The sequence below is a fragment of the Accumulibacter sp. genome (assembly GCF_023806625.1).
In the GTDB taxonomy this organism is placed as follows: domain Bacteria; phylum Pseudomonadota; class Gammaproteobacteria; order Burkholderiales; family Rhodocyclaceae; genus Accumulibacter.
In genome coordinates this window covers 150,683-174,410 of the sequence record NZ_JAMTDX010000008.1, presented here as the reverse complement: position 1 = coordinate 174,410, position 23,728 = coordinate 150,683, and the positions used below count along the sequence as shown (strand labels likewise).

At 65.7% G+C, this 23,728-nt stretch carries 29 protein-coding genes; 17 read left to right on the top strand and 12 right to left on the bottom strand.

Going from position 1 to position 23,728, the window contains the following annotated elements:
- Positions 1 to 57 precede the first annotated feature (57 nt).
- Genes NFW05_RS02040 through NFW05_RS02025 form a run of 4 tightly spaced genes read left to right on the top strand, consistent with a single transcriptional unit; the run spans position 58 to position 2,062 of the window.
- Positions 58 to 591, top strand: coding sequence for a septation protein A (locus tag NFW05_RS02040; protein ID WP_295302336.1), 534 nt, complete (start codon positions 58 to 60; stop codon positions 589 to 591).
- Positions 591 to 893: a YciI family protein gene (locus NFW05_RS02035; RefSeq protein WP_295302335.1), complete on the top strand. Its 303-nt coding sequence runs from the start codon at positions 591 to 593 to the stop codon at positions 891 to 893. Before NFW05_RS02040 ends, NFW05_RS02035 begins: the two co-directional genes overlap by 1 nt.
- A complete protein-coding gene (locus tag NFW05_RS02030; protein ID WP_295302333.1) occupies positions 890 to 1,210 on the top strand; it encodes a BolA family protein in 321 nt (106 codons plus the stop codon). Before NFW05_RS02035 ends, NFW05_RS02030 begins: the two co-directional genes overlap by 4 nt.
- A gap of 51 nt (positions 1,211 to 1,261) precedes the next feature.
- Positions 1,262 to 2,062 carry a peptidylprolyl isomerase gene (locus NFW05_RS02025; RefSeq protein ID WP_295302331.1) on the top strand — a complete coding sequence of 267 codons (801 nt, stop codon included), beginning with the start codon at positions 1,262 to 1,264 and terminating at the stop codon, positions 2,060 to 2,062.
- A 64-nt stretch (positions 2,063 to 2,126) separates the two neighbouring features.
- On the opposite strand, the gene NFW05_RS02020 is transcribed toward NFW05_RS02025, so the two are convergent.
- From NFW05_RS02020 to NFW05_RS02005, 4 genes are all read right to left on the bottom strand, one after another.
- Positions 2,127 to 2,648 (bottom strand): glutaredoxin family protein, encoded by a 522-nt coding sequence (locus NFW05_RS02020; protein ID WP_295302329.1) that lies wholly within the window; start codon positions 2,646 to 2,648, stop codon positions 2,127 to 2,129.
- Positions 2,649 to 2,765: 117 nt separating this feature from the next.
- On the bottom strand, positions 2,766 to 4,865 hold the full coding sequence (locus NFW05_RS02015; RefSeq protein ID WP_295302327.1) for a M3 family metallopeptidase: 2,100 nt from the start codon (positions 4,863 to 4,865) through the stop codon (positions 2,766 to 2,768).
- Positions 4,862 to 5,686 (bottom strand): DUF2189 domain-containing protein, encoded by an 825-nt coding sequence (locus NFW05_RS02010; RefSeq protein ID WP_295302325.1) that lies wholly within the window; start codon positions 5,684 to 5,686, stop codon positions 4,862 to 4,864. Before NFW05_RS02010 ends, NFW05_RS02015 begins: the two co-directional genes overlap by 4 nt.
- A 46-nt stretch (positions 5,687 to 5,732) precedes the next feature.
- Entirely contained in the window at positions 5,733 to 6,671 is a 939-nt protein-coding gene (locus tag NFW05_RS02005) for a phosphoribosylaminoimidazolesuccinocarboxamide synthase (protein WP_295302410.1), read from the bottom strand.
- Between the two features lie 281 nt (positions 6,672 to 6,952).
- Between NFW05_RS02005 and NFW05_RS02000 the strand changes: the two genes are divergently transcribed.
- Positions 6,953 to 7,342: a hypothetical protein gene (locus tag NFW05_RS02000; RefSeq protein ID WP_295302324.1), complete on the top strand. Its 390-nt coding sequence runs from the start codon at positions 6,953 to 6,955 to the stop codon at positions 7,340 to 7,342.
- Positions 7,343 to 7,356: 14 nt separating this feature from the next.
- Positions 7,357 to 7,593, top strand: coding sequence for a YMGG-like glycine zipper-containing protein (locus NFW05_RS01995; protein ID WP_295302323.1), 237 nt, complete (start codon positions 7,357 to 7,359; stop codon positions 7,591 to 7,593).
- Between the two features lie 69 nt (positions 7,594 to 7,662).
- Here NFW05_RS01995 and NFW05_RS01990 read toward each other — a convergent pair whose 3' ends face one another.
- Positions 7,663 to 8,019, bottom strand: a complete 357-nt coding sequence (locus NFW05_RS01990) for a hypothetical protein (protein ID WP_295302322.1) — start codon at positions 8,017 to 8,019, stop codon at positions 7,663 to 7,665.
- A 147-nt stretch (positions 8,020 to 8,166) separates the two neighbouring features.
- Here NFW05_RS01990 and gmk point away from each other — a divergent pair, with 147 nt between their 5' ends.
- The 11 genes from gmk (at position 8,167) to frdD (ending at position 18,686) form a co-directional block, all read left to right on the top strand.
- A complete protein-coding gene (gene gmk, locus NFW05_RS01985) occupies positions 8,167 to 8,778 on the top strand; it encodes a guanylate kinase (RefSeq protein ID WP_295302320.1) in 612 nt (203 codons plus the stop codon).
- A gap of 225 nt (positions 8,779 to 9,003) precedes the next feature.
- Positions 9,004 to 9,210 (top strand): DNA-directed RNA polymerase subunit omega, encoded by a 207-nt coding sequence (gene rpoZ, locus NFW05_RS01980; protein WP_295302318.1) that lies wholly within the window; start codon positions 9,004 to 9,006, stop codon positions 9,208 to 9,210.
- 146 nt (positions 9,211 to 9,356) lie between these two features.
- A complete protein-coding gene (locus NFW05_RS01975) occupies positions 9,357 to 11,585 on the top strand; it encodes a bifunctional (p)ppGpp synthetase/guanosine-3',5'-bis(diphosphate) 3'-pyrophosphohydrolase (protein WP_295302409.1) in 2,229 nt (742 codons plus the stop codon).
- Positions 11,586 to 11,657: 72 nt separating this feature from the next.
- Positions 11,658 to 12,923: a D-amino acid dehydrogenase gene (locus tag NFW05_RS01970; protein ID WP_295302316.1), complete on the top strand. Its 1,266-nt coding sequence runs from the start codon at positions 11,658 to 11,660 to the stop codon at positions 12,921 to 12,923.
- Between the two features lie 27 nt (positions 12,924 to 12,950).
- Positions 12,951 to 13,745: an enoyl-CoA hydratase-related protein gene (locus tag NFW05_RS01965; protein ID WP_295302313.1), complete on the top strand. Its 795-nt coding sequence runs from the start codon at positions 12,951 to 12,953 to the stop codon at positions 13,743 to 13,745.
- A 6-nt stretch (positions 13,746 to 13,751) separates the two neighbouring features.
- A complete protein-coding gene (locus tag NFW05_RS01960; RefSeq protein ID WP_295302311.1) occupies positions 13,752 to 14,540 on the top strand; it encodes a TatD family hydrolase in 789 nt (262 codons plus the stop codon).
- A gap of 22 nt (positions 14,541 to 14,562) precedes the next feature.
- Positions 14,563 to 15,309: a rhodoquinone biosynthesis methyltransferase RquA gene (gene rquA / locus NFW05_RS01955; protein ID WP_295302310.1), complete on the top strand. Its 747-nt coding sequence runs from the start codon at positions 14,563 to 14,565 to the stop codon at positions 15,307 to 15,309.
- Positions 15,310 to 15,393: 84 nt separating this feature from the next.
- Positions 15,394 to 17,178: a fumarate reductase (quinol) flavoprotein subunit gene (gene frdA, locus NFW05_RS01950; protein WP_295302308.1), complete on the top strand. Its 1,785-nt coding sequence runs from the start codon at positions 15,394 to 15,396 to the stop codon at positions 17,176 to 17,178.
- Positions 17,171 to 17,926 carry a succinate dehydrogenase/fumarate reductase iron-sulfur subunit gene (locus tag NFW05_RS01945; RefSeq protein ID WP_295302307.1) on the top strand — a complete coding sequence of 252 codons (756 nt, stop codon included), beginning with the start codon at positions 17,171 to 17,173 and terminating at the stop codon, positions 17,924 to 17,926. The genes frdA and NFW05_RS01945 overlap by 8 nt, the downstream gene beginning before the upstream one ends.
- A complete protein-coding gene (locus NFW05_RS01940; protein ID WP_295302306.1) occupies positions 17,923 to 18,321 on the top strand; it encodes a fumarate reductase subunit C in 399 nt (132 codons plus the stop codon). The genes NFW05_RS01945 and NFW05_RS01940 overlap by 4 nt, the downstream gene beginning before the upstream one ends.
- Positions 18,318 to 18,686: a fumarate reductase subunit FrdD gene (gene frdD, locus NFW05_RS01935; protein ID WP_295302304.1), complete on the top strand. Its 369-nt coding sequence runs from the start codon at positions 18,318 to 18,320 to the stop codon at positions 18,684 to 18,686. Before NFW05_RS01940 ends, frdD begins: the two co-directional genes overlap by 4 nt.
- A 20-nt stretch (positions 18,687 to 18,706) precedes the next feature.
- On the opposite strand, the gene NFW05_RS01930 is transcribed toward frdD, so the two are convergent.
- From NFW05_RS01930 to NFW05_RS01900, 7 genes are all read right to left on the bottom strand, one after another.
- Entirely contained in the window at positions 18,707 to 19,510 is an 804-nt protein-coding gene (locus NFW05_RS01930; protein ID WP_295302303.1) for a flagellar brake protein, read from the bottom strand.
- Between the two features lie 108 nt (positions 19,511 to 19,618).
- Positions 19,619 to 19,906 carry an EscU/YscU/HrcU family type III secretion system export apparatus switch protein gene (locus NFW05_RS01925; protein ID WP_295302301.1) on the bottom strand — a complete coding sequence of 96 codons (288 nt, stop codon included), beginning with the start codon at positions 19,904 to 19,906 and terminating at the stop codon, positions 19,619 to 19,621.
- Positions 19,907 to 19,949: 43 nt separating this feature from the next.
- A complete protein-coding gene (locus tag NFW05_RS01920; protein WP_295302299.1) occupies positions 19,950 to 21,068 on the bottom strand; it encodes a flagellar hook-length control protein FliK in 1,119 nt (372 codons plus the stop codon).
- Positions 21,069 to 21,143: 75 nt separating this feature from the next.
- Complete coding sequence (locus NFW05_RS01915; RefSeq protein ID WP_295302297.1) at positions 21,144 to 21,440, bottom strand: flagellar protein FliT; 297 nt, start codon at positions 21,438 to 21,440, stop codon at positions 21,144 to 21,146.
- Positions 21,437 to 21,850, bottom strand: a complete 414-nt coding sequence (gene fliS, locus NFW05_RS01910) for a flagellar export chaperone FliS (RefSeq protein ID WP_295302296.1) — start codon at positions 21,848 to 21,850, stop codon at positions 21,437 to 21,439. The genes NFW05_RS01915 and fliS overlap by 4 nt, the downstream gene beginning before the upstream one ends.
- Before the next feature lie 9 nt (positions 21,851 to 21,859).
- Positions 21,860 to 23,284 (bottom strand): flagellar filament capping protein FliD, encoded by a 1,425-nt coding sequence (gene fliD, locus NFW05_RS01905; RefSeq protein ID WP_295302294.1) that lies wholly within the window; start codon positions 23,282 to 23,284, stop codon positions 21,860 to 21,862.
- 35 nt (positions 23,285 to 23,319) lie between these two features.
- Positions 23,320 to 23,688 carry a flagellar protein FlaG gene (locus NFW05_RS01900; RefSeq protein ID WP_295302292.1) on the bottom strand — a complete coding sequence of 123 codons (369 nt, stop codon included), beginning with the start codon at positions 23,686 to 23,688 and terminating at the stop codon, positions 23,320 to 23,322.
- Positions 23,689 to 23,728: the final 40 nt, after the last annotated feature.

Below are 23,728 nucleotides of genomic sequence, written 5' to 3'. Positions count from 1 at the left end.
ATGGACAGTGGGAGACGAAATCGGCCATAATCACGCGATTATCCGACACTGGCGATCATGAAATTTCTTTTCGACCTGTTTCCGGTCATTCTGTTCTTCATTGCCTACAAGCTCGCCGACATCATGGTCGCGACGGCGGTGACGATCGCCGCTACTTTCGCGCAGGTCGGCTGGCTGTGGCTTCGCCGGCAGAAGATCGACAGGATGCTCTGGGTGAGTCTGGTGATCGTGACCGTTTTCGGGGGCATGACGCTGCTGTTGCACGACGAGGCGTTCATCAAGTGGAAGCCCACGGTGCTCTACTGGGCCTTCGCGGCCGCTTTGCTCGGCGGCATGGTCTTCCTCAGGAAGAACCTGATCCGCTCGATGCTCGCCGGGCAGATGGACCTTCCCGAAGTCGCCTGGAACCGGCTCAACTGGTCTTGGATCGGCTTCTTCACCTTCATGGGGCTGGCTAATCTGGTCGTCGCGTTCAACTTCTCGACGGACGACTGGGTCAACTTCAAGCTCTTTGGGGGCATGGGACTGATGCTCGTCTTCGTCATTGCGCAGGGTCTGCTGCTGTCGCGTCACCTCGAGGACAACAAGTGATGTTCTACGCGATCATCGGAGAGGATCGTGCGGGGTCGCTGGCCGAGCGCCTCGCCGCCCGGCCGGCGCACCTCGAGCGCCTCAGGGCACTGCAGGATCAGGGACGCCTGCTGCTCGCCGGGCCATTTCCAGCGATCGACTCTCCCGATCCGGGGCCGGCCGGCTTTACGGGAAGCCTGATCGTTGCCGAGTTCGCTTCGCTCGATGCCGCGCAAGGCTGGGCCGAAGCCGATCCGTATGTGGCTGCCGGCGTTTATGCTGCGGTGACGGTCAGACCGTTCAGGAAGGTTCTGCCGGCGTGACCCAGTCGTCTACGGATTCCGACCCGGCGCAGCTCGAGGCGGCGATTCGCCAGCGACTGGCGGTCCTTCAGCCGACCCGCCTCGAGCTGGTCGACGATTCGGCACGGCATGCCGGCCATCCCGGCGCAAGAGGCGGCGGGCGGCATTATCGGCTGCTGATCGCTTCCGCTGAATTCGTCGGACTGTCGCGCGTGGCTCGTCACCGCCTGGTTCACGACGCGCTCGGTGACCTCCTGCACACACGCATCCACGCGTTGAGCATCCAGGCGCCAACCGGTACGGAAGCAGCACCGGAGCGCTCCGGCGCTGTTGCCTGAGAGACCGTTTCCATCCCTGATCAACCCCCACGCAGAAAAGGAAAACCTGACATGCACAATCTCTCGCGAATGGCCAGCGCTCTGCTGGTCTGCAGCCTCCTTTCGCTGCCCGCCGTTTCTGCCGAGAAAGGCGCGAGCGGCGGGGCGGTGGCCACGGTGAACGGCGTCGCCATCTCGCAGAATCTGGCCAATGCGTTCATGGCCGAGCAGAAGGCTCAGGGCGCGCCCGACAGTCCGGAACTGAAGAATGCCGTTCGCGAGGAACTGATCCGTCGCGAACTGCTCGTCCAGGAAGCGAAGAAGCTCGGGCTGGACAAGAAGCCCGAGGTCGCCGCGCAGGCCGATCTGGCCCGCCAGGCGGTCTTCATCCGCGCTTTCGTCCAGGAATTCATTCGCAAGCACCCGATCAGCGACGAACAACTCAGGACGGCCTATGACCGCGTGAAGAGCCAGATGGGGACGACCGAATACAAGGTCCGCCACATCCTCGTCGAGCAGGAAGACGAGGCCAAGGCGATCATCGTCAACCTCAAGCGGGGAGCGAAGTTCGACGAACTGGCCAAGCAGTCGAAGGATCCTGGCTCGCGCGACAAGGGCGGTGATCTTGGATGGAGCAGCACGGCTGCCTACGTGAAGCCCTTTGCCGATGCCGTCGGCGGTCTGGCCAAGGGCAAGTACACCGAGACCCCGGTGAAGACCGACTTCGGCTTTCACGTGATCCTGCTCGAGGACACTCGCCCACTGACTCCGCCGACTTTCGAGCAGATCAAGCCACAGCTCGCGCAGCGCCTGCAGCAGGAGCAGTTGCAGAGATTCGTCATGGAGCTCCGCGAGAAGGCGAAGGTTCAGTAAGTCGCGGGCGGAGTTCCTCTGGCGCAGGCGGGCAGGCGCAGCATGAAGGGCGGGTTGACCGGCTTCAGCGCTCCGCCTTGGCCCGCCTCTCGCCGGCTGCGGAAGCTGCTTCGGGATACCCGGCAGCGTCGAGCAGCGCGTTCCACGATGCTTTGTCGAAACCCATCTCGTGCTGTCGGCCGACCTGGATCGCCGGAATGCTGACCTCCTTTCCGAGATCGCGAGTGAGTTCGGCAAGCTCCGCGGGGTTGTTGAGCACCTTCTCGGTGAACGGCACGCCTCGGCCGTCGAGCAGGGATCGTCCCTCGCTGCAGCCGACCGCGCAGTTGACCGACGTGTAGAGCACGACGGGGTACTTCTCACTCGCCCGGCGCACGGCGTAGGGGATGGGGCGCTCGCTGCTCTGGCTGCTCGTGGTCGTGATGCGGCTGACCTGCTTCGCTCCGGGAGGTGGCGGCAGGTCGGAGAGGACGGTGGTGCCGGTGAGCGGATCGACCCAGCGGTAGGTCGTTTCGGCGTCCGCCGTCGTGCAGGTGACGAGCGCGGCGATGAAACAGGCGGGAAGCTTGAGCTTTTCGGCGAGCACCTGTGGTCTCCTCTGAGCAGGACGAAAGACCGGATCGCCTCTGCCAGGCATCCGGATGCGGTTTGGCGAACAAGACAGCCCGCGTCGTTCCGCGTCCGACGGTGTCTCGGTAGCCGCTTAGCCCGGCGCAGCAGTCATTCCACTATGCCGGAGCAGAGCATCGACCTGTGGCTCCCGGCCGCGGAAGGCCCGGAAGCTGTCGAGCGCCGGTCGACTCCCGCCCATCGACAGGATCTCGCTGAGGAAGCGCTGTCCGGTACTCGGGTCGAAGGGACTGCCCGCCTCTTCGAAAGCGGCGTAACAGTCGGCTGACAGAACCTCCGCCCATTTATAACTATAATAGCCGGCCGCGTAGCCGCCCGCGAAAATGTGCGCAAATCCGTTCGGAAAGCGGTGCCAATCGGGTGGAACGATGACCGCGACCTCGCGCCGAACCTCGTCGAGCAGGTCGAGCACGCTCCGCTCACTCGCCGGGTCGAAGCCACTGTGCAGCAGCAGGTCGAAAAGCGCGAACTCGACCTGGCGCAGCGTTTGCATGCCGCTCTGGAAGTTCCTCGCGGCGAGCATCCGGTCGAACAGTTGCCGCGGCAGGGGCGCGCGGTTGTCGACATGCGCGCTCATTCCCTCGACGACGCTCCATTCCCAGCAGTAGTTCTCCATGAACTGCGACGGCAACTCGACGGCGTCCCATTCGACGCCGTGGATGCCGGCGACGGCGAGTTCGTCGACTCGCGTCAGCAGATGGTGCAGCCCGTGGCCGGTCTCGTGGAACAGCGTGACCACCTCTTCATGAGTGAAGGTCGCCGGACGCGATCGCCCGTCGCGTCCGGCCACGGGAGGCGAGAAATTGCAGTTCAGGTAAGCCACCGGCGTCTGGGCAGTCGGGCCGGTGCTTGCCGGAAGCCTTTCACGAAGCCTGCGGCGACCCCTGGCTTCGTCCATCCACGCGCCCCCGCGCTTGCTTTCCCGCGCGTAGAGATCGACATAGAACTGGCCGACGAGCTCGCCGCCCGGCCTGTCGATGCGGAAGAAGCGCACATCGTCATGCCAGGTGCTCGCCTGGTCCTCGGAGATGCGTACGTCGAACAGCGTCTCGATCAGCTTGAACAGTCCGGCGAGGACCTTGTCCTCGGTGAAGTATTGCTTGACCTCGTTTTCCGAGAAGGCGTAGCGCGCCTGCAGGAGCTTTTCGGATGCGTAGGCCACGTCCCACGCCTCGAGGTTGTCGATGTTCAGTTCGCTGCTCGCGAACTCGCGCAGTTCGGCGACGTCCTTCTCGGCGAAAGGGCGTGCGCGGCGCGCGAGGTCGCGCAGGAAGTCGAGAACCTGGTCGACCGACTCGGCCATTTTCGGGACCAGCGAGAGGGAGGCGAAGTGCGGGTAGCCGAGCATCCGGGCCTGTTCGCGACGGAGTTCGAGAATCCTGCGGATCAGCGGCGTATTGTCGAATTCCGGGGCGCCGAATTCCGAAGCTCGGGTCGCGTAGGCACGGTACATCGCCGCGCGCAGGCGCCGACTGTCCGCGTACTGCATCACCGGGAGGTATGACGGCATGTGCAGGGTGAACTTCCAGCCGTCCAGGCCGTCCCTCCCGGCGGCCTGGCGCGCCGCCTGACGGGCGTCGTCGGGCAGGCCGGTCAGTTCGGACTCGTCGGTGACCCGCTCTGCGAAAGCGTTGGTCGCGTCGAGAAGGTTTTCCGCGAATTTGGCCGAGAGACGCGCCAGTTCCTCGATCAGCTCTTGGAAACGAGGTTTGACCTCGTCCGCCAATTCGGCGCCGCCGAGGCGGAAGTCGCGCAATTCATGCTCGACGACTCGTCGCTGCTGGTCACTGAGCCGGTGGTACTCGTCGCTGCCGGCAAGCGCGCGATATTTTGCGAAGAGCGCGAGATTCTGCCCGACCTCGGCGTAGAAACGCGCAACTTCGGGGAGCATCGCGTTGTACGCGTCGCGCCAGTCGGGGATGTCGTTGACCGCATGCAGATGAGCGACCGTTCCCCACGCGCGCGACAGCTGCTCGAGACCGTCGCCGAGAGGTCCGGCAAAGTCGGCCCAGGTAGCGGGCACTTCGTCCGGGGTCAGGCGCTTGACAAGGCCACGACAGCGGCTGAGGAGTTCGGCGATCGCCGGCCGGACGTGGGTCGGCGCCAGCGCTGAAAAGCGGGGCAGGCCCGAGAAGTCGAGCAGCGGATTGTCGTACGGGGTGTCGGTGGTCATCGGTATTCCGGATGCGGCGAGGAGGATTCGCCCGCGTCGGCCCGGACGAGGTCGCGATAGGCGTGCCAGGAGGCGTGTCCAATCAGCGGCATCAGGACGACGAGACCGAAGAACAGCGTCAGAAAGCCGAGCGCGGTCAGGGCGACGACGATCGCTCCCCAGAACGCCATCACCATGAGGTTGGCGTCGACCGCGCGGACGCTGGTCAGGATCGCCGTGCCGACGCGCACCGGGCGGTCGAGCAGAAGCGGAACCGAGACGACGGTCATCGCGAAGACGATCGCCGCGACCGTCCCGCCGGTGAGGATCCATATGGCCAGCAGGTCGCGATTTTCGGGCGGGAAGTGGATCTCGGCGAGCAACGCGAGCAGGTCGGCGGGCAGTCCCGGGGCGAGCAGTTCGAAGAGCAGCGTCGACAGGCGTTCCCAGCAGACACCGATCAGTCCGAGCAGCAGGCCGAACTTGGACAGTTCGACGGCGTTGCGTCGGCCGCCGGCGAGCGAGGAGAAGAAGGTCGACGACAGCCCGGCCTCGCGCCTCCGGCTGATTTCGTATAGTCCGCCGGCGAGCAGTGGGGCGACCAGGAAGAAGCCCGAGGTCGCGACGATGAACAGGTGCCCGTTGCGCCAGGCGAAGATGGTGATCAGGTCGCCGGCGATCGCGAAGAGCAGACCATAGGCGAGACTGGCGATCGGGTTCGCGCGCAGGTCGCGCCAGCCTGCCGCCAGCCATGACAGTGGCCGATCGAGTTCGACTCTGCACACTTCGGGGTAGCCGGTTCTCGTCGCCCCCCGAGTCTCGTCCTGACCGGTCTGTCGCATGGTTCCTCCTTTTCTGCCCGGGCCGCGTGGTCCGTCGAGCCGATCCTCAGACGGCAAACGGTTCGCCGGTCAGGCGTTCGCAAGCTTCGACGTACTTGGCCCGGGTTCGGGCAATGACCGCCGGTGGCAGTCGCGGACCCGGCGCCTGCTTGTCCCAGGCGAGCGTCTCGAGATAGTCGCGAACGAACTGCTTGTCGTACGACGGCGGGCTGCTGCCCGGAACATAGCCGTCCGCCGGCCAGAAACGCGACGAATCCGGGGTGAGCACTTCGTCGATCAGGTGCAGCCGGCCGTGCACGTCGAGACCGAATTCGAACTTGGTATCGGCAATCAGGATGCCACGCTCTGCAGCGTACTCGGCGGCGCTGGCGTACAGGGCGATGGCTACTCTTCTCACTTGATCGGCGATGCCCTCGGAGCGCAGCCCGGGCGCCGGCGAGATGTCTGCGAAGGCCGCTGCGCAGGCAGCCTGGGCCTGCCCGAAAGAGATGTTCTGATCGTGCTCCCCGATCGTCGCCTTCGTCGCCGGGGTGAAGATCGGTTCGCAGAGACGGCTGGCCAGTATCAGCCCGGGCGGCAGCGCGATTCCGCAGACGCAGCCGGTGCTCTGGTAGTCCTTCCAGCCTGAGCCGATCAGGTAGCCACGGACGACCGCTTCGATCGGCAGCGGTCTGAGCCGTTTGACGACCAGTGCCCGTCCGCGCACCTGCTCCGTCTCGCCGGCCGAGACGACCGTCTCCGGGTCGATTCCGGTCAGCTGGTTGGGGACGATCGTCGCAAGCTTGTCGAACCAGAAGCTGGCCAGCCGGGTCAGCACCCTTCCCTTGTCGGGAATCGGATCGGGCAACACGACATCAAACGCCGATATCCGGTCGGTGGTGACGATCAGCAGCGATTCCGAACCCACCGCGTAGATGTCGCGCACCTTGCCGCGTCCAATCAGCGGCAGACTGCTGATGCTCGTTTCAAAAAGGGCTTCGCTCACTGTCTTGCGCTTCACTCGGCGGGTCGGTCGCCCGGGGACGGGCGACGGTAGGGTATCGAAGGCTTTGGATTATCCTAGAAAGCGTCGCGAAACGCATCCGCCAAACGCCGGGCGGTGGGCTCCACCATGGCCGTCGAAGCGGCCGGGGGGCGTCGTGGCGCGTCGGCCACGCTGTCCGCGTCGCCTTGCGGTCGCCGCGGGCGGGCTTCAGGCGAGCGGCGTCGGCGCGCCCGAATCGTGCTACGCTTGGCTCTTCGCGTGACGTGGGAAGGAGGATGACGATGGTCGGATCAGTGTTGCGCAGATGGGCGCTGCCGCTCTCGGCTGCGTGCCTGGCGCTGGTTGCCGGCCCGGTTGCCGCGGTGGTCGAGGAGATCCCGCTGGTCGATGGGACGATGTGGGTGAAATCGAGCGAGGACGTCAAGAAGGCGTATCTGGTCGGTCTCGCCAACGTGGTTCAGGTCGAGGCCGCGTACCACGCCGAAAACCCGTCGCTCGCGGGGACGGGTTTCTCGCCGCGCGTCGTGGCTGGGATGAAGGGGCAGACGCTCGGCGGCGTCCTCGAGGCGCTCGACCGGTGGTACGCGGCGCATCCCGAAGAGTTGCGCCGTCCGGTCGTCGAGACGATCTGGTTCGAGATGGTCGTCCCGGCTCTGCCGAAGCGCCCGTGAGAAAGGATGGACCGATGAGCGGAAAGGGATGGGTTCTGGCAACGGCCGCGGTGCTGCTTGCTGCCGGATGCACGAGCATGACGCCGCGCGAGCAGGGAACGGTCAGCGGTGCGGCGATCGGTGCGGCTGCGGGGGCGGGAATTGCGGCAATTTCTGGGGGCAGCGGCTGGACAGGCGCAGCGGTCGGCGGAGTCGTCGGCGGCACCGTCGGCAACATCAAGGGCAAGCAGCAACAGCAGCGGGGCAACTGACGCGAGATCGCGTCGATCTCCCGGGCCGGCGATCGCCGGCCGGAGCGAAAGCTCCGGCAGCGGCCCGGTCTATTTGGTGATCGCCGAATTGCGGCCGGAGAACTGGTCGCTGAGGCGAAAAGCCGCGTCGCTGAACTGGCTCAGCGGTTTCTCTGCGCAGTAGCGGGTGACCCATTGGTCGACGGTGCCGCTCGAAATCGTCGTCACCTGCTGGCTTTGGTTGGCGTAGTTGTGTCCGGTGAGAACGCCGCGGATCCAGGCGACATAAAGCGCGCGTTGCTCGGCGTCGTCCCTGGATGCCGCCCAAGCGCGGCACGACATGTCGTCGAAACCGAGTACTCTCAGTGGCGTTGCCGCGCCGACCGACAGTCCGGCAACGGCCACGAGGGCCAGGGCTGCGGCCAGCATCAACTTCGACGGGGGCATCTCTTGTCTCCTGGGATCGGGAAGGCTTCACGGGCATCATTTTCTTCGCTCGGGCCGCGGCCGTCCAAGCCCCCTGAGGCATCCGGAAGGGGTGAATCGGTCGGCGCGCGCGTAGAATGAGCGGCAATCGGAGGTGAGGAGCCGTTGATGACCGGGAAGCTGTACATTGTCAGCGCTCCGTCGGGCGCTGGGAAGTCGTCGCTGGTGCGGTTGATTCTGGAGAACGATCCACAGGTTCGCCTGTCCGTTTCGCACAGCACGCGTGCGCCGCGAAGCGGCGAAGTCGACGGCCAGGATTACCACTTCGTGAGTGTTCAGGAGTTCGTCGACAAGGTCGCTGGTGGCGAGTTCCTGGAGTGGGCCCAGGTGCATGGCAATTACTACGGCACGTCGCTCGGCGCCGTCGAGTCGGCCCTGGCTCAGGGCCAGGACTTGCTTCTGGAGATCGACTGGCAGGGGGCGAGGCAGATTCGCCGGCTGTTTCCCGAGAGTATCTCGGTCTTCGTTCTGCCTCCTTCAATCGACCAACTCGAGACCCGCCTGCGCCAAAGGGCGACCGACAGCAGCGAAACGATACTCCGACGCCTCGCGGCAGCACGCGAGGAGATGCGCCATGCGGCCGAATTCGACTATGTTATCATCAACGACGATCTGCAGGACGCGGTGCGCGATCTCCTGGCGGTGGTTCGGGCGAACCGTCTGCTTTACGCCGCGCAGCATCGCCGCCATGCCAGCCTGTTCGCCGAGTTCGCCGGGTAGCCAGTGAGCACCGGCAGGGGACAAGGAGCAACCGGACAGGCCAGTGAACGCGGCGATCGCCGGCCTGGGGTCGACAGGCGAGGCAGGGCGTTCACGGGAACTCTGGAGGGCGCCGGCTGTCGGGGAGATGAGGGTGAATGATGCGGCCTTGGCCGGGATCGGGCGAGGCTGCGGATCGCGCAGGTCCGTTTTTTCTCGGACCGCTGAGCTTTTCGGGAGTCTGGTATGGCGAGAGTGACCGTGGACGATTGTCTGCAACGTATTCCCAACCGGTTCAGGATGACGCTGGCGGCGACCTATCGGGCGCGGCAGCTCGCTGCCGGCGCATCGCCGCTGATCGACGCCGGTCGCGACAAGCCGACGGTGATCGCCTTGCGTGAGATCGCGGTCGGAAAAGTCGGGCAGGAGATGCTCAACCGGGGCCAGGCCTGAGCAAGGGTGAAAAGATCCTAGCGAGCGGGCCGGAATGCAAGGTGTGGGCGACCGACGAGAGACGTCGGACGGATAGGCGAGAAGTGGGCGAGCGAGCAGCGTCGCAGATCGGCGGCGCAGCAGATCCACTCGCAGCCTCCGAGTCGATGCGCAGGGAACTCGGTCGCCCGGTCGAGGATGCGCTCGCGCCAGCGAGCGTTTCCGCCGACTCGCCGGCGAGCGACTTGGTCGTTTTTCCTGACCCGGAGGACGACCCGGCGTACCGGGTGTTCATCGACAGCCTGAGTTACCTTCCTCCGGAAGAAATCGCCACCGTTCGTGACGCGTATCTGTTCAGCGAACAGGCTCATCGCGGGCAGAGGCGCCTCTCGGGCGAACCCTACATCACTCATCCGCTGGCCGTCGCCGGGGCCATCGCCGAATGGCAGATGGACGTCGAGGGCGTCGTCGCCGCACTGCTCCACGACGTGATGGAGGACACGGCGGTGGGCAAGAGAACGATCGCCGAGCGCTTCGGCGAGCCGGTCGCCGAACTCGTCGATGGTCTATCGAAGCTCGACAAGATCGAGTTCCAGTCGCACGAGGAAGCCCAGGCCGAGAATTTCCGCAAGATGCTGATGGCCATGGCGCGCGATCTGCGCGTCGTGCTGATCAAGCTCGCCGACCGACACCACAATCTGCAGACGATGGCTGCAGTACGCGCCGACAAGCGCCGCCGGATCGCCCGCGAGACGCTCGAGATCTACGCACCGATCGCCAATCGGCTCGGGCTGAACAAGCTTTACCACGAGCTGCAGGACCTCTCCTTCGAGCTGATCTACCCGATGCGCGCCGGCGTACTGGCGCGCGCGCTGAAGTCCGCGCGGGGCAACCGGCGCGAGCTGCTGTCGCGAATCCTCGACGGGATCAGGGGCCGCCTGCGCGAGGCGCGCATCGAGGCTCAGGTTGTTGGCCGCGAGAAGAGCCTGTACTCGATCTATCGCAAGATGATCGAGAAGCGGCTGTCGTTTTCGCAGGTGCTCGACGTCTATGGGTTCCGCGTCCTGGTCAAGGACGTGCCGACCGCCTACCTTGCGCTTGGCGCTCTGCATGCCCTGTACAAGCCCGTTCCGGGGAAGTTCAAGGACTACATCGCGATCCCCAAGCCGAACGGTTACCAGTCGCTGCATACGACGCTGATCGGTCCGCACGGCACGCCCTTCGAAGTGCAGATCCGCACCGAGTCGATGGACTACGTCGCTCAGGAGGGAATCGCCTCGCACTGGTTGTACAAGGACAATGAGCACTTCGGCGCCGACCTGCAGCAGAAGACGACCAAGTGGTTCCAGTCGCTGCTCGACCTGCAGAACGCCAGCGGCGATACGTCCGAGTTCTTCGAGCACGTCAAGGTCGACCTGTTCCCGCACGAGATCTACGTGTTCACCCCGAAAGGCAAGATCATTCCCCTGCCGCGCGGGGCGACGGCGATCGACCTTGCCTACGCAGTGCACACCGACATCGGGAATCATTGTGTCGCTGCGCAGATCAACTACAAGCCGATGCCGCTGTCGACCGAGCTCACCAACGGCGACCGCGTCGAGATCGTCACCGCTGCCGACGCCCATCCCAACGCGGCCTGGCTGGGTTCGGTCAAGACCGGCCGGGCGCGCAGCAAGATTCGTCACTATCTGAAGAGCGCTCATCACGACGAGTCGACGGCACTCGGCGAGAAGATGCTCGATCAGGAACTCAGGGCTCTTGGCGTCGTCGCCTCCGAGCTGCCGGTGTCGAGCTGGAAGAACGTCCTGCGCGATTCGGGGAACAAGCTGATCAAGGAGGTGTACGCGGACATCGGCCTGGGCTTCCGTATGGCCGGCGTCGTTGCCAGGCGGCTGCTGGCCCGCGAGGAGTCGCGTGAGCCGGCCGGCAAGCCCCCTGCCGCGCTGGTCATTCGCGGCACGGAGGGCATGTCCGTGCAGTTTGCTCCCTGTTGTCAGCCGATTCCGGGCGATCCGATCATCGGTTCGATCTGGAAGGGCAAGGGGCTGGTCATCCACACCCACGACTGTCCGGCGATCCGCAGGGTGCGCAGCGCCAGGCCGGCAAAGTGGATCGAGGTCGAGTGGGAGCCCGAGCCGGGCAAGTTGTTCAGCGTCCGCCTGCGCATCGTCCTGCAGAACACGGTCGGCGCGCTGGGCCGGATCGCCAGCGAGATATCGCGTTCGGGGACGAACATCGAGCACGTCAAGATGGATGAGAAGCATCCCGGGCTGTACACCACGCTGCACTTCACCGTGCAGGTCACCAGTCGCACTTCACTGGCGCGCCTGATGCGCGGTCTGCGCCGGCTTCCCGAGGTCGTGCGCATCACCCGCGATCAGGGAGGCGCCGAGTGATCGCCGACGGTTGCGCAACTGGCCGCGCTGGGTCGTTTCGCGGGCGATCGCCGGTCGGCGCTGCGCAGCCTGGTGCCGTCTTCGTGCCGGCCTGCTGAAGCCTTGAAGGTCCTGGTTCTAGGAGCCGGCGTCGTCGGCGTCAGCAGCGCGTGGTATCTGGCCAGGGCCGGACATCGGGTGACGGTGATCGATCGGCAGCCGGCTGCCGCCCTGGAGACCAGCTTTGCCAACGGTGGCCAGATTTCGGTTTCGCACGCCGAACCCTGGGCCAACCCGCACACTCCGCTGCGCGCCCTGGCCTGGATGCGTCGCGAGGACTCGCCGTTGCTCTTTCGGGCCCGCTGGGACCCGGCACTGTTCGACTGGAGCCTGCGTTTCCTGCGCGAGTGCACCGCGCAGCGGGCGCGCGACAATGTCCGCCAGATCGTTGCGCTGGCGCTGTACAGCCGGCGGAAACTCCAGGAACTGCGCTCCGAGCTTGCGCTCGACTACGACCACCTCGGGCGGGGAATCCTCCACGTCTATACCGATCGCCGCGAATTCTCCTCGGCGATCGGCGCTGCCGCGGTGATGCGCGAGTTCGGTTGCGACCGACGCACGGTGAGTGTCGACGAATGTCTGGCGATCGAACCCGCGCTGGTCGCAGCGCGGCGTCTGCTGGTCGGCGGCGACTACACCGAGGCCGACGAATCGGGCGACGCGCATCGTTTTACGCGGCAACTTGCCGAGCGCTGCGTCGAGAGCGGCGTCGAGTTCCACTTCGGGCTGGCGATCGACCGGCTGCTCGCCGACTCCGGGCGGATGACCGGGGTGCTCGCCGGTGGCCAGGTACACTCGGCCGACGCGTACGTAGCCGCGCTCGGCAGTTACACGCCGCTCTTGCTGCGGCCGCTCGGCCTGCGTCTGGCCGTGTATCCGGCCAAGGGCTATTCGGCGACGATCCCGCTCACTGCGCAGAGCGTCGCGCCCCGGGTCAGTCTGACCGACGACGGCCGCAAGATCGTCATCTCGCGCCTCGGCCAGCGCTTGCGAGTCGCCGGGACAGCCGAGTTCAACGGTTACAACCTCGAGCTCAACGCCGTGCGCTGCGCAGCGCTGATCAGCAGGGTCAACGAGCTGTTCCCGGACCTGCGCCCGGCTGGCGAGGCGCTTTTCTGGTGCGGGCTGCGCCCGGCGACGCCGTCGAACGTGCCGTTGATCGGCCGCTCACCGGTGGCCGATCTGTTCATCAACACGGGGCACGGGACGCTTGGCTGGACGATGGCTTGTGGTTCGGGCGCGGCCCTCGCCGACATCGTCAGTGGTTGCCGACCCGAACCCGATTTCCGGTTTCTTTAGCCCGGCCGCGGAGCCGAAGGAGATTCGATGAGCACTGTCGTTCTCGAGATCAGCGACGAGGTCGCCGTCCTCACGCTGAATCGCCCGGAGTCGCTGAATGCGCTCAACCTGCTGATGATCGAGCAGTTGCGCGAGCTGACGACGAAAATTGCCTTCGATCCGCAGGTCCGCGCCGTCGTGCTGCGCGGAGCCGGAGATCATTTCATGGCCGGCGGCGATCTGAAGTGGTTCCGTGAACAGCTTGCCCAGCCGCCGCACCAGCGCCAGGCCCGCTTCGAGGGAATGCTGGCCGATCTCCACGCGTCGGTTCTCAACCTCAGGGGGATGGGCAAGCCGGTGGTCGCCGGGGTACAGGGTGCCGTTGCCGGCTTCGGCATGTCGCTGATGATGGCCTGCGACCTCGTCCTCGCCGCTGACAACGCCTATTTCACGCTCGCCTACTGCAATATCGGGCTGTCTCCGGATGGCGGCGCGACCTGGTCGCTGCCGCGGCAGGTCGGGCTGAGGCAGGCGATGGAGATTGCGTTGCTCGGTGAGCGTTTCGACGCGATCAGGGCGCGCGAGCTCGGTCTGGTCAACCGGGTTCTTCCGCTGGCCGATCTGGCTTCGGAGACGCTGAGTCTGGCACGGCGAATGGCTGCCGGCCCGGCAGGTGCCCTGGCGCGGACGAAGGCGCTGCTCAACCAGTCGCTGGCCGCTTCGCTCGAAGCACAGCTGCATGCGGAGCAACGCGCCTTTGCCGCCTGTGGTGCGGAGCCCGATTTCCGTGAAGGCCTGGCCGCCTTCTTCGAGCGCCGTCCGGCGAACTACGCGCGAGGCTAGACGGTCTTGCTCGTCGACACGCATTGCCACCTCGCTGCCACCGAGTTCTCCGGGGATCGCCAGCGGGTGGCCGAGGCGGCGCGGCACGCCGGGGTGTCGGCAATCGTCGTTCCGTCGGTCGACCGGGCGAGTTTCGCCGCCGTGCGCGCCTGCTGCGCGGATCTCCCCGGCTGCTTTCCGGCTTACGGCATCCACCCGCTGTACGTCGCTCAGGCCGCCGAAGCCGACCTCGAACGGCTTCGCGAGCAGCTGGCCGACAGCCGGGGCGGCCGGCTTCCTGCGGTGGCTGTCGGCGAGATCGGCCTCGACCGCTTCGTCGCCGAGCCCGACCTGGCCAAACAGGAGCACTTCTTCGTCGAGCAACTCAAGATCGCTCGGCAGGCGCAGCTTCCCGTGCTCCTGCACGTTCGCCGGGCCGTCGATCTGGTGCTCGCGCACCTGCGCCGGATCCCGGTGCCTGGAGGCATCGCGCATGCGTTCAACGGTAGCCGGCAGCAGGCCGACGAACTGATCCGGCTCGGTTTCCGGCTCGGCTTCGGCGGGGGGGTGACCCATGCCCGCTCGACGCGCATCCGGCAGTTGGCCACATCCCTTCCGCTGGAGGCGATCGTCCTCGAGACCGATTCGCCGGACATGCCTCCCGAATGGCTCGCGGGGGCGCGCAACACGCCCGATCAGCTGCCACGGATCAACGCGCTGCTCGCCGGGTTGCGCGGCATCCCGGCCGGGGAACTGGCCCGCGTCACTTCGGCAAACGCAGCCGCCGTTCTGCCCGAGTTGCGTTTGCCGATCTGATCGGGTAGGGTGTGGCCCCATCATGAAGAACAGCGTCGACCAGACTGCGGTCACCTGCGTGGCCGTCAACGAGGGCCTGCCAGCTGTGCCCCACTATCTCCAGGCGCATTACTGGTGGGCTTACGTCCATCCGCGAGCCGTACACGTTTTCGAGAGGCAGTGGCTGGTCAATCTGATTCTCTGGGGAAATTACCGGCGCCTGTGCAACGCCGTTCTCGACGAGTTCGGCCACGACCTGCCGGGGCGGACACTGCAGATCGCCTGTGCCTACGGAGATCTGACCCAGCGTCTCGTCGATTGCGTGGGTCCGGGCGGTCTGCTCGAAGTCGTCGATATCCTGCCGATCCAGCTCGACAACCTGTCGGCGAAGTTGGCGAGCGATGCGCCGATCGGCCTGCATTGCATGGATTCGGCCGCGCTGACCTTTGCCGACGCAAGTTTCGACCGGGCGCTGCTCTTCTTCCTGCTGCACGAGCAGCCGCAGGGGGTCCGCGAGAAGACGCTGACCGAGGCGCTCAGGGTCGTCCGTCCCGGCGGGACGCTGACCATCGTCGATTATGCTCCCCCGAGTCGTCTCAACCCGCTTCGCTACTTCTGGAAGCCGGTCCTCGATCGGCTCGAGCCCTTCGCCAGGGATCTGTTCAGTGAAGACGTCGAGGCCTGGTTGCCGCAGGACGGCAGCTACGAGACGGTCGGCAGGCAGAGCTTCTTCGGAGGGATGTATCAGATGTTGACGCTCAGGGTTGTCGATCGAAGCGTGGATCGATAGTCAGACGGGTTCCGTGATCGGGAATTGCGGGACTCCAGATGTTGACCGCGCCGGGCGGAGAGCCCGGCCGAGAAAGGAGCGAGCATGGAGAGTTACAGGGCTGATGTCGTCATCGTCGGTGGCGGTGGCGCGGGCCTGCGAGCGGCCATCGCTGTAGCCGAAGCCGATCCCGAGCTGCGGATCGCCCTGGTATCCAAGGTCTATCCGATGCGCAGCCACACGGTCGCCGCCGAAGGGGGTTCGGCGGGGGTCAAGCAGGCCAGCGATAGCCTCGAGTACCATTTCAACGACACGGTTCATGGTGGCGACTGGTTGTGCGAGCAGGACGTCGTCGACTATTTCGTCGCCCATTGCAGCGAAGAGCTGACGCAGCTGGAGCACTGGGGCTGCCCGTGGAGCCGCACGCCCGACGGGCGGGTCAACGTGCGCGCTTTCGGTGGCATGAAGATCGAGCGCACCTGGTTCGCCGCCGACAAGACCGGCTTCCACATGCTGCACACGCTGTTCCAGACCTCGATCAAATACCCTTCGATCAAGCGATTCGACGAGCATTTCTGCGTCGATCTGCTGGTTGACGACGGTCGTGTCCAGGGGGTCGTGGCGATCGAGATCGCCTCCGGTGAACTGCTGTGCATCGAGGGGCGAGCGGTGGTCATCGCCACAGGCGGGGCGGGCCGCGTTTTCCGCGAGAACACCAATGGTGGCGTCGTGACCGGTGACGGCATGGCGCTTGCGTACCGTCACGGCGTTCCGCTACGCGACATGGAGTTCGTCCAGTATCACCCCACGTGCATGCCGGGGACCGGTCTGCTGTTTACCGAAGCCTGTCGCGGCGAGGGTGGCTTTCTGGTGAACAAGGACGGCTATCGCTATCTCCAGGACTACGGACTCGGTCCGGCCGAGGAGAAGCCGCGCAACAAGTTCATGGAACTCGGGCCGCGCGACCGCCTGAGCCAGGCGTTCTGGTACGAGCAGCAGAAAGGCCGGACGATAGAGGGGCAGTACGGGTCGGTCGTCCATCTCGACCTGCGTCACCTCGGCGAAGCCAAGCTGCGCGAGCGTCTGCCACAAATCTACGAGCTCGCCGAGCAGTTTCTCGGCATCGATCCGGCGCGCACACCGATTCCGGTTCGCCCGGCGGTGCACTACACGATGGGCGGGATCCTCGTCGACGGTCGCTGTGCATCGCCGCTGCCCGGTCTGTACGCCGCCGGCGAATGCTCGAGTGTCGGGATCCACGGCGCCAACCGGCTCGGGTCGAATTCGCTCTCGGAACTGCTGGTCTTCGGCAAGGTCTCCGGAGTCGAGGCGGCACGATTCGCCCGGTCAGTTGCCGCGGGCAATTCGGCAAGCCTCAACCGACAGGCGCAGGCAGTCGAGCGGCGCGTCCAGGGACTCAAACTCGGCCGCGGCAACGAGCGCATTGCGGTATTGCGCAAGGAAATGGCGCAGACGATGGAAGATGGTTGCGGGATCTATCGTCTGGCGGCGACCATGCAGCAGACCTGCGACAAGCTCGAAGAGCTCAAGCAGCGTTTCCGGAACCTCCGCCTCGACGATCAGTCGAGCGTCTGGAACACCGAGTGGCTGCTGGCCATCGAACTCGAGTACCAGCTCGACGTCGCCCAGGCGATGGCCTGCTCGGCGCTGGAGCGGCGGGAGTCGCGGGGCGCCCATCAGCGGCTCGACGGCTTCGAGCAGCGCGACGACGTCAATTTCCTCAAGCATTCACAGGCACATTACGTGGCTGGGGGTCCGCCGCGAATCGACTACGGCTCCGTGAGGATCACCAGGTCGCAGCCGGGTACCCGCGCCTACGGTGCTGCCGGCGAGCAGGCCGAGCAGGAAAGGAAGGCGTCCCATGGCTGAAGGTCAGAAAACTATCGAGATCGAAGTGCTGCGCTATCACCCAGAGAACGACACGGAACCGCACGCACAGGTTTTCGAGATCCCGTTCACCGACGACATGTCGGTCCTCCAGGGTGTGCAGTACATCAAGGACCACCTCGACGGCTCGTTGAGTTTCCGCTGGTCGTGCCGCATGGCCATCTGTGGCAGTTGCGGGATGATGATCAACGGCGTGCCGAGCCTGTCGTGCCAGACCTTCCTTCGTGACTACTATCCGGCGCGGGTCCGCGTCGAGGCGCTGGCGCATTTCCCGATCGAGCGCGATCTGGTGGTCAATATGGAGGGATTCATCGAGAAGCTCGAAAGCATCCAGCCGTACATCATCCCCAGGGAGGCTCGGACGCTGTCCGAGGGTGAGTACCTGCAGACGCCCGAGCAGCTCGGCGCCTACGAGCAGTTCAGTTCGTGCATCAACTGTTTGCTGTGTTACGCGGCATGTCCCCAGTTCGGCCTCAATTCACGCTTCGTCGGCCCCGCGGCCCTGGCGCTGCTGCACCGCTACAACGCCGACTCGCGCGATGGCGGCAAGGCTGAACGGATGGAACTGGTCAACTCCGAGGACGGCGTGTTCAACTGCACGGCGGTCGGCTATTGCTCGGAGGTCTGTCCCAAACACGTGGACCCGGCCAACGCCGTCAACCAGAACAAGACCAACAGCGCGATCGACTATTTTCTCCGGTTTCTCGCTCCGAAAGGAGGTGCCAGGTGAGCAAGCGTCGTCCTTATGTCCGCTCGATGGATGGCTGGTGGCGCAGGAATCCGTATTTCGTCGAGTACATGATTCACGAGGGAACCGCCCTGTTCGTCGCCGCCTACGCGGGCATCCTGCTCGCCGGCCTGGTCCGTCTCGCCGAGGGTGAGGCGGCATGGAACGCCTGGCTCGCGGCGCTGAAGAATCCGTGGTATGTCGGGTTTCACCTTTTCGCGCTCGCCGCGCTCGCTTACCACAGCTTCACCTGGTTCAAGATCATGCCGCGCACGATGCCGCCGGTGATCGTCGAAGGGCAGCGGTTGCCCGCCTGGGTGATCACCGGGGGAGGCCTCGCCGCGGCAGTCGTGGCCAGCCTGATCCTGCTCGGTGTGGTCTGGGGGATGGTCCGATGAAACCGACGCTGAAACGCTCGAACGCTCCGATCTTCTGGGCGCTCTTCGGGGCTGGAGGGATGCTCTCCGCGCTGATCGGACCGATGCTCGTGTTCATCACCGGTCTGGCAGTGCCTCTCGGTCTGCTCTTGCCGGCGGACACCATGAGTTATGCGCACGTGCTCGCTTTCGCCAGGAACTGGGCAGGCAAGGCGTTCATCCTTGCGGTCATCGCGCTGTTTCTCTGGCACGCGGCCCACCGCATTTTCCACAGCCTGCACGATGTCGGTGTGCATGCCGGAACGGGCGCCAAGCTGGTCTGTTACGGTCTGGCGTTGGTCGGGACGGTGATCGCCGCCTGGGCGCTGCTGGCGGTCGGCTTCTAGGCCCCCGGCCTTGCTGGACTCTAGGCCAGGCCGCTGAGTCTGGCCTTGCGTTCGCGTTCGACGCGCGCGATGTAGCGCTGGACCATGTTCATCCGGATCCCCGGCAGGCCGATGAACTGGCAGCCGAGGCGCACGTACCGCGCGCCACCGCGGGTGGTCATCTCGATCCGGTTGCGCACGCCGAGGTCGGCGACCAGCAAGCCTTCCTCGGGCAACGTCACCTTGCAGTTGCCGAGCACCGCACCACGGGCGATCAGTCCGGCGAGCAGCGGGGTGGCCATCAGGCCGATACCCCCGCCGCTGATGTCGAGAAGGGTCGCATCGGCGGCCAGCGCGCTGCCGTCCGGGCGACGGATCGTCGTCTGGAGTTTCACCGGCCGGCTGATCGGGGTTGTCAGCCGGTAGTGTTCACGTCGCTGCAGCCTCAGCATCTCTGCGGGGATCGCTGCCTTGAAAGCGGGCAGCCCGCCGCTCTGCGTCTCGTCGAGCCGACCGAGGACGAACTGCACCTTGACCTTGTCGAGTGTCGTGGTCATCGTCAGCCTGTCGGCCAGCAGAGCCTGCCGGTTGATGTTCGCGTCGCGGCTGCAGTCGATGATCAGTTCGCCTGCCTGGCTGTCGACCTCCAGAATGGCGGTCAGCAAAAAGGATCGGCGATCGTTGAAATAGGCGCTGATCAGCGACTTTCGCTGAACCAGCAGGCGCAGGATGGCGACGACTTCGGCTCGCGCGCGGATCAGGTAGCGGCCGTAATCGTCGCGGCGTTCGATCTCGAAACCGACCGGTACCGGTTCTTCTGGTGCCGCGAGGTCCGTCTCTTCCATTCAAACTCCCGGATTCGGCTGCAGACGAGAGTGTAGAGGAAAATCCGGCGAGCGGTCATGGACAGCCCGAGTCGAGCGCGGGGAGAGGATCCGCTTCCCGCGCTCAGGCTACGCCGGCGACTGCGTCTGGCCATTCTCGAGGCGGTAGATCCAGGCGAGCAACTCGGCCACCGCCACATAGAGTTGCGGCGGGATGCGCTGGTCGAGGTCGACCTGCATGAGCAGTGAGACGAGTTCGGGTGATTCGTGGACATAAACCCCATGTTCATGAGCACGGGCGATGATCTGTTCGGCAAGCAGCCCTCGTCCCTTGGCGATGACCCGTGGGGCTGCGTCAGCTTCGCCGTAGGCCAGTGCAACGGCGTTCTTCAGGGGCTCAACCGGTCTTTCAGGCATCAGTGCAGCCGAGCTGGCGGCAGCCGCATCCGGGCGTTGATCATCAGGCCGCCGGTGCCGCGTGCCCGGTATCATCGGGGCCGGCAAAGCCGAGCGAGACGATCGCCAGTCCGGCCTGCTCGAACTGTCCGTGCAGGGAGGGCGCGCTGCCGACGAGGATCTCGCGGGACTCGCTGCTCGCGCAGAGCAGCGAAAGCACGATCCGGCTGCCCTGTACGCCGATACGTGCGTCGACTTCGCCCAGTCGTGGCAGCGTCAGGCGCAGCCGGGTTTCCCAGGTCGCTTCACTGTCCGCTCCGGATCCCGCCTGGCCGTCGGGTGACCGGTCGATGATCCAGTCCATCGACTGGCCTGGCCAGACCTGTCCCTGCCAGATGAAGCTATGCGTGGCCAGGGCTTCGAGCTGCTGCTGGACGATCGCCCGGAGCGGCTCTGCCACCGGCTCGACCGCGTTTGACGAAAGGGCAGACTCACCGGAGGCTGGAGCCGCGCGAATCGTGCCGGTCGTCTCCGACCGTGCATTGCCGGCGCGGTCGTCGTCCGGAGTGAGCGGAGGAGACGCTGTCCTCGCCGGGACGCGGGGCTCGAGTCTGCCCTGCGGCTCACGCAGCAGCAGTGACTTGCTGTAATCGCCTGCGACCCAGCGCGCCTGGTGCGCTTCATAGAACATCCCGCTCTCGACGATCGCCTGCCGGAGCAGGGGCAGCAGTTCGGCTCCGTGCGCCGACGACCCGCTGGCGATCGGCTGGCTCGCGTTGAGCGGCATCGGCGTCTTGCCCGCATCGAGCGCTTGACCGAGCAGTTGGCCGATCAGGCGTCCGGCAACGCTGAGGCGAGTCGCAGCCGACTCGAGCTCGGCGCTCGTGGCCGCCGGGGATGCGCCGCGCAGCACGGCCAGGGTCAGCTGGCCATCGCTCGCCCTGACTTCGAGTTCGATGACGTCGCCGGCCTTCACCGCGTGAGGCAGCGCGAGCGTCACGCTGCGTTGGTTGATCAGCGCGCGGTACGATCCGTCCGGCAGGACTGCCTGGATTTCGGCGAGCAGGCGCTGGCCGGGAATCAGTTCCTGGAGGCTGTCGGCGAGCTGGCGCAAGGGGAGGGTCGCGCGCGGCGCCGATCCGCCGGCCGCGGGCAGCCGGTTGTCGAGGTCGGCGCGGATCACCGGCGGAGCAGCCAGCCAAGGCTGGTGCTGTCAAGCGTCTGCCGTTCGCTCACCGGTCGCTACTCGGCGGCGGGATCATCCCGAGCCAGACTGCGGGCCTGGGCCGAGCAGCACACGCAGTTCGTCGAGATGGGTCTCGACGAGCGGACGAACCTTCGCGTCGCATCGCTGGCACGACTCGAGCAGGACGCGTGCCTTGACCTGCTCGGCGTCGGCAAGCCCGGCGCACAGATCGGCCGGCAGGGATTCGACGAGCTCACGGCGCTTGGCTTCGTGCCTGGTCAGGACCGACCAGTTCTCGCCTTCAGCGGCCTCGACCATTCGCTCGGAGAGGTCGAGCAGCCGCTCGAACGAATCCAGGCACTCACTCATGCAACGGCCTGCTCGCGGGCTGCCGGCGAGATTTCCCGCCAAGCGCCGTGAATCTCCTCGATCAGCGCAGAAACTTCGTCGATCGCCGCGAGGTCGCCGTTCATGTTGGCCCGGAGCAGTCGGAGGACCAGATAGTCGTAGAGCGCAGCGAGCCGATCGGCGAGCTGTCCGCCACTTTCCGGGTCGAGACTCAGCTTGAGCCCGTTGCCGATGATGTCGATCGCCTTCGAGATCGCCTCGCCGCGGGCGGCGACGTCGTTTCTCGCGATCGCGGCCCGGGCGTTGGCGATCGCCGCCTGGGCACCGGCAAAGAGCAGCAGGATCAGCCGGTGAGGATCAGCGACCTCGACCGAGACATCGACACTGACTTTCCGGTAGGCAGAGATGGCGTGATGTGCATTGCCGAACATTCGACGCTCCTAACTGTTTTTGGCTCCTGGCAGGTTGGCCAGCTGCTGGGCGAGGAAATTGCTGGTCTTGGTCATTCCGGAGATCAGCGTGTCGAGAGAGGTGAACTGTCGGCGATAGCGCGCCTCGATCGCGTCGAGGCGAGTCGAGAGGGCTGCCGACTGGGAGCCGAGACCCCTGATCGACGCATTGATCCCCTCGGTACGCGCGGCGATCAGTCCGCTCGTGCCGACGAGGCCGTCGGCAGCGCTCCTGATCGCCCTGCCGTAGGCAGCGACGAGGGCGGCCACGGCGGGGAGGTTGTCGCTGATCGCTGCGGACAGCTTCGTGGAGTCGACGCTCAGCCGGCCGTCCTTCTGGACGCTGACGCCGACATCGGAGAGCCGCTGCAGCGCCGCGCCGGAGAGCTCCGACGGCACGTTGCCGAGCGCCGCGCGAAGGCTGTTCTGCACCGTCCGCAGGGTGCTGTCGCCGGTGAGTGCAGCTGCCTTCCGGCTCGTCGCATCGTAGCTGCCGAGGCTGCTGGCGGTTGCCTGAAAGTCGTTGAAAGCCTTGACCAGCGCGCTGACGCCGCTGTTCAGACTCGAGGTATCCCTGCTGATCGCGAGCGTCGTGGTCAGCGCGGCAGCCGGCGCCTCGGGTCCCTTGAGCAGGGTCAGGGTCACGCCTTCGATCGCGGTAGTGACCGAATTCGTTTCGCTGTGCACGTCGATGCCGTTGATCCGCAGGCTCGCTCCCTGCGCGGCCTGCGCTTCGGAGAAGGGGTCGGTTGCCGGCTGCGGCGCGGCATTCGGGTCGTAGGCCAGGCCGATGATTCCCGAAAGCGTGATCAACTGATTGCTGCCCGCCGTGTCGCTGGTCAGGACGAGCTGCTTGCCGGCCACGCCGTTGATCACCACCGCAGAAACGCCGGCAGCAGCGCCGTTGATGGCGTCGCGGACGTTTTCCGGAGTCGCTCCGCTGGCGATGCTGACGCTCGTCGTCCGGTTGGGGCTGACGCCATTCAGGCTGTCCAGCGAAATGGTCAGCGTGCCGCCGCCAGGCAGCGTGTTGCCGACGCCCGAGAAAGGCGAGGCAGATCCGGTTGCACTGACGATGCGGTGCGCTTGCGCCAGTTGCGTCACCTCGAGCGTGTAACTGCCGCTCACCGCCGTCGCCGACGCGCTCGCCGAGGCCGCGCTGTTGTCGGCGACGGTCGTCCGAAAGACGGAGAACCTCTCCAGCGCGGTCGAACCGCTGGCTGGAACGAGACTCGCGGCCGCCGTCTGTACGGCCGACACCGCGCCCTGCAGCGACCCGAGCGCCGAAAGCTTGGCCTGGTAGCTCGCCTCTCTTGTTGCGATCTCGGTCAGCGGGCGCTTTTCGAGGGCCATCAGCTGGCTCACGATGCTGTTGACGTCGAGGTTGGACCCCAGACCGGGTGAGGAAATGGCCATCCGTGAGTCCTTCGCTTCTTGCCCGCAGTCCCGTCTCAGGCCGTCTGACGCACGAAGAGCCCCTTGATGCTGTCCAGCGCTTTGGCCAGAGCGAGCATCTCGGCGGAGGGAATCTGCCGGATGACCTCCTTGGTCGTGCGGTCGATGATCTTGACGACGAGTTGTCGCGTGTCGGCGTTGATGCTGAACTCGAGGTTGCTGTTGATCGGTTCGACGAAGTCGCGAACGCTCTTCGTGGCCACTTCGAGCTGCCGGCGATCGACCGCCGCTTCGGCCGCTGCCGCCTGCGGCGAATCGGGTGAGCGAAGCGCCTGTTCTGCGGGGACTCTGACTTCGCGCGGCGGTGCTCCGGGTGAGGTGTTGGCCTGGTGGGTCAGTGCAGCGCCAGTGGGTTGGATGTTCATCTCTCACTCCTCAGAAAAGAGGCGTCGGGGGGCGACCACG

Coding starts and splice junctions, on each gene's coding strand:
- NFW05_RS02040 (WP_295302336.1), top strand. CDS start 58: ATGAAATTTCTTTTCGACCTGTTTCCGGTCATTCTGTTCTTCATTGCC.
- NFW05_RS02035 (WP_295302335.1), top strand. CDS start 591: ATGTTCTACGCGATCATCGGAGAGGATCGTGCGGGGTCGCTGGCCGAG.
- NFW05_RS02025 (WP_295302331.1), top strand. CDS start 1,262: ATGCACAATCTCTCGCGAATGGCCAGCGCTCTGCTGGTCTGCAGCCTC.
- NFW05_RS02015 (WP_295302327.1), bottom strand. CDS start 4,865: ATGACCACCGACACCCCGTACGACAATCCGCTGCTCGACTTCTCGGGC.
- NFW05_RS02010 (WP_295302325.1), bottom strand. CDS start 5,686: ATGCGACAGACCGGTCAGGACGAGACTCGGGGGGCGACGAGAACCGGC.
- NFW05_RS02000 (WP_295302324.1), top strand. CDS start 6,953: ATGGTCGGATCAGTGTTGCGCAGATGGGCGCTGCCGCTCTCGGCTGCG.
- NFW05_RS01995 (WP_295302323.1), top strand. CDS start 7,357: ATGAGCGGAAAGGGATGGGTTCTGGCAACGGCCGCGGTGCTGCTTGCT.
- NFW05_RS01990 (WP_295302322.1), bottom strand. CDS start 8,019: ATGCCCCCGTCGAAGTTGATGCTGGCCGCAGCCCTGGCCCTCGTGGCC.
- gmk (WP_295302320.1), top strand. CDS start 8,167: ATGACCGGGAAGCTGTACATTGTCAGCGCTCCGTCGGGCGCTGGGAAG.
- rpoZ (WP_295302318.1), top strand. CDS start 9,004: ATGGCGAGAGTGACCGTGGACGATTGTCTGCAACGTATTCCCAACCGG.
- NFW05_RS01975 (WP_295302409.1), top strand. CDS start 9,357: ATGCGCAGGGAACTCGGTCGCCCGGTCGAGGATGCGCTCGCGCCAGCG.
- NFW05_RS01965 (WP_295302313.1), top strand. CDS start 12,951: ATGAGCACTGTCGTTCTCGAGATCAGCGACGAGGTCGCCGTCCTCACG.
- rquA (WP_295302310.1), top strand. CDS start 14,563: ATGAAGAACAGCGTCGACCAGACTGCGGTCACCTGCGTGGCCGTCAAC.
- frdA (WP_295302308.1), top strand. CDS start 15,394: ATGGAGAGTTACAGGGCTGATGTCGTCATCGTCGGTGGCGGTGGCGCG.
- NFW05_RS01945 (WP_295302307.1), top strand. CDS start 17,171: ATGGCTGAAGGTCAGAAAACTATCGAGATCGAAGTGCTGCGCTATCAC.
- frdD (WP_295302304.1), top strand. CDS start 18,318: ATGAAACCGACGCTGAAACGCTCGAACGCTCCGATCTTCTGGGCGCTC.
- NFW05_RS01930 (WP_295302303.1), bottom strand. CDS start 19,510: ATGGAAGAGACGGACCTCGCGGCACCAGAAGAACCGGTACCGGTCGGT.
- NFW05_RS01925 (WP_295302301.1), bottom strand. CDS start 19,906: ATGCCTGAAAGACCGGTTGAGCCCCTGAAGAACGCCGTTGCACTGGCC.
- NFW05_RS01915 (WP_295302297.1), bottom strand. CDS start 21,440: ATGAGTGAGTGCCTGGATTCGTTCGAGCGGCTGCTCGACCTCTCCGAG.
- fliS (WP_295302296.1), bottom strand. CDS start 21,850: ATGTTCGGCAATGCACATCACGCCATCTCTGCCTACCGGAAAGTCAGT.
- fliD (WP_295302294.1), bottom strand. CDS start 23,284: ATGGCCATTTCCTCACCCGGTCTGGGGTCCAACCTCGACGTCAACAGC.
- NFW05_RS01900 (WP_295302292.1), bottom strand. CDS start 23,688: ATGAACATCCAACCCACTGGCGCTGCACTGACCCACCAGGCCAACACC.